The 3,304-nt window shown below is 58.8% G+C and carries 3 protein-coding genes; 1 reads left to right on the top strand and 2 read right to left on the bottom strand.

The window, feature by feature from the left end:
* Positions 1–208: 208 nt before the first annotated feature.
* Positions 209–1,675: a selenium-binding family protein gene (locus IRZ24_RS18480; protein WP_297167619.1), complete on the top strand. Its 1,467-nt coding sequence runs from the start codon at positions 209–211 to the stop codon at positions 1,673–1,675.
* 161 nt (positions 1,676–1,836) lie between these two features.
* On the opposite strand, the gene IRZ24_RS18485 is transcribed toward IRZ24_RS18480, so the two are convergent.
* Together IRZ24_RS18485 and IRZ24_RS18490 are read right to left on the bottom strand one after the other, a co-directional pair.
* Positions 1,837–2,034, bottom strand: coding sequence for a hypothetical protein (locus IRZ24_RS18485; RefSeq protein ID WP_297167622.1), 198 nt, complete (start codon positions 2,032–2,034; stop codon positions 1,837–1,839).
* Positions 2,034–2,837 (bottom strand): hypothetical protein, encoded by an 804-nt coding sequence (locus tag IRZ24_RS18490; protein WP_297167625.1) that lies wholly within the window; start codon positions 2,835–2,837, stop codon positions 2,034–2,036. Before IRZ24_RS18490 ends, IRZ24_RS18485 begins: the two co-directional genes overlap by 1 nt.
* Positions 2,838–3,304 lie beyond the last annotated feature (467 nt).

Here is a 3,304-nt window from a genome sequence, read left to right on the forward strand (position 1 = left end):
CTGCCCTGCTCGACTACACCCACGCAGGCCGGTAGGCTGGCGCCGCCCTGTCTGTGGCGGCGCTTTTTCCCCCTTGCGTATTGTTGATTTTATAGATAAACTAAATCATGTAATGAGTTGTCGGAGCGCCGACGGGCCTGGCGTTGAGCAGCGAGCGAGCTGTAGACTTGCCCGCCGGCCAGGTAAGGCAGCCAGAGGAGAGCAAACGATGAGTGCAGAAGAACAGCGGCACGAACATGCCCACGAACATGCCCACGAACACGCCCACGAACACGCATACCAGCACGTAGCTGGGCAGCACCATGAGCATGAGCATCATGAGCATAATGGGGCTGCCTGTGGGCCGGGCTACGCCTCGCCTGAAGAAGCCATCAGGGGGCCACGGGAGAAGGTGCTTTATGCCATTGCGCTGCATGTTGGGACCGACGTGGAGGCCCCCGACTACCTGGCGACCATCGACGTTGATCCCAGCTCGCCCACCTACTCGCAGGTGATCCACCGCACCGTGATGCCCTACGTCGGCGACGAGCTGCACCACTTCGGCTGGAACGCCTGTAGCTCCTGCCACGGCGACGCCCATAAATCGCGGCGCTTCCTGGTTATTCCGGGCAATCGCTCCAGCCGCATCTACATTGTTGACACACAGGACGAGCGTGCGCCCAAGCTCCACAAGGTGATCGAGCCGGAGGAGATCAAGGCCAAGACCAATCTCAGCGCCCCGCACACTGTGCACTGTCTGCCCGATGGTCATGTCATGATCTCGATGCTGGGAGATGCTGAGGGCAATGGGCCTGGCGGCTTCCTACTGCTGGACGAGGAGTTTCGCATTGCTGGGCGCTGGGAGCACAAGGCCGACGGCATGCGCTTCAACTACGACTTCTGGTACCAGCCACGCCATAATGTCATGGTTAGCAGCGAGTGGGGGGCGCCGAAGACCTACTTCGATGGCTTTAAGCTGGAGGATGTGCAGGCTGGCAAGTACGGGCGCCAGATCCATTTCTGGGACTGGCAGCGCCATGAGATTGTCCAGAGCGTCGACCTCGGCGAAAAGGGCCTGATCCCGTTGGAGGTGCGTTTCCATCACAATCCTGACAGCACACATGGCTTTGTTGGTGCCGCTCTCAGCAGCGTCATCTGGCACTGGGAACGCCTCAACGGGAGCTGGCAGGTGCAGCCGGTTATTGAGGTCCCCTCAGTTGAGCTGGAAGGCTGGCCTTTCCCGGTTCCTTCGCTCATCACCGATCTGCTGGTCTCGATGGACGACCGCTATCTCTATTTTTCGAACTGGCTGCACGGTGACATCCGCCAGTACGACATTAGCGACCCAGCCCATCCACGTCTGACCGGCCAGGTCTGGTGCGGTGGTCTGCTCGGGAAGGCCCAGCCGGTTAAGGGTCATGAGCTGGTCGGTGGCCCGCAGATGTTGCAGCTCAGCCTTGACGGGCGCCGGCTCTATGTGACCAACTCGCTCTATAGTAGCTGGGATAATCAGTTTTATCCAGAGCTGGCTAAGCGTGGCTCCTACCTGCTTCAGATCGACTGCGATCCCGAGCACGGCGGCATGAAGATCAACGAGATCCTCTATGTCGACTTCGGCCAAGAGCCAGCGGGGCCAGCGCGCGCGCATGAAATGCGCTATCCTGGCGGTGACTGCACTTCAGACATTTGGATCTAATTCTTGCAGCTTCGCTCGGTTGCCGAGGCGAGTGTCCTTTCTTCTTTCCCTCTCTCTGTGCAGGACTGCCCAGGGGCGGATGGGGGACTTGCTCCAGGTCATCCGCTCCTGGCAGAACCTTGCTTTTCTTCCCCTCGCTCCCTTGTGCTGTCGGCCCTGCCCTAGTGGAGCTCGCGCCAGAGCGAGGCGGCCAGGATTATTGGTAAGGCGACCACCAGCAGCACAGCATGGAGCGGCTGCATACCCGTCGGCAGGAGCAAAAGGAGGACAAAGAGCAGGACGACACCGCTCAGAATGATAGGGTCGCCGACAAGAAACAGGTAGAGGGCTTTGAGCGGCTTGAGCAGTCGCGAGAGCATCAGTCTCCCCCCTTTCCAGGTAAGCTGGTGGGGCCGAGGTCGAGAGCGGCGCGCCGCCGGGCCAGGCTCTTGAGCCAGAGGACGAGCAGGGCCGAACAGAGCAAATAGAAGGCGGCTAGAATCAACAGGAAGGCATCAGCCAGCGGCCAACTGAGACCCAGACCCTCGCCTCCCCAGAAGGTGCCAAAGGTCGTGAGCATGATCCCGACCAGGAACTTGAGCGTGTTCTCAGGCACCTGCTTCAGAGGAGCCTGGAGCAGCAGCCCGATCAGGACGACTAGTAGCCCGGCAGCCGCGGCTCCAAGGGAGGCTGTGCCCAGAGCGCAGCCAGCGCTGCAGTTGGGGGTGATGGCGCTGCTGCCAAAGGAGATCACGATAAAGGCTACCTCTAAGCCCTCTAGCAGAACTGTTTTGTAAGAGAGGGCTACCCCAAATGGCTCTAGACGTGGACGTGGACGCTCTCCGCGCGCTCGCAAGGCGGCCATCTGTTCTTCAAAAATGGCTTCTTCGTCGTGCAGCGGCTTGAGGCCACTGTAGCGTAGGAGAGCTTTCTTGAGCCACTTGAGGCCGAAGAGAATGAGCAGGATGCCAATCACCAGACGTAGCAGGCTGAGTGGAATCCAGTAGACGAGCGCCACACCCAAAGCAGCTACCAGCAGAGCCAGTGTGGCTCCAGCCCCCACAACGCCGGCTAGCGCGCTGCGCCAGTTGATCGTCAATCCCACAACGAGCACAATAGTGAAGGCTTCAACAAATTCGACCGCTGAGGCTAAAAAGGCAGCGGTCAGAATTGCCCAGGCCATAGGCCTTTCTTCCCCTTCTTTCTAGCAACAGATGTGAGTCTCTCTTCCAGCCGATACTGACTCCCAAGGCTCAGTACTAGATAAATCTGCCTCAAAGAGGCTGGATACTCTTTTTTTGTGAGGGATGAGTGGACGAGAGAGCGGCTTTTTCTCTTGATTATAGGCATGATATGATTGTGCTGGCAAGCATGAGGATGAGCAATTGTAGTAGACGCAACCTGTGACGTTATGTTATCATTGAAAAGCCTGTATCCATTCATCTGATGGAGTGATCGATCTCTCGTAAGAAGCTGGAAAGGAGCTTAGACCAATGAGTTGGGAACCTCATCAGGAGGGGCAAGCGCCACAGCAGCCCACCCCGCCGCCTGATCCTTACGGCGCGCCTTCTTCCCCCACACCGCCATCTCATCCTTATGGGCCGCCGGTCAATCCCTATGGTCCTCCACCTGCGATGGACCCCTATGGCC

This window comes from Thermogemmatispora sp. (genome assembly GCF_019683755.1).
Taxonomy (GTDB): domain Bacteria; phylum Chloroflexota; class Ktedonobacteria; order Ktedonobacterales; family Ktedonobacteraceae; genus Thermogemmatispora.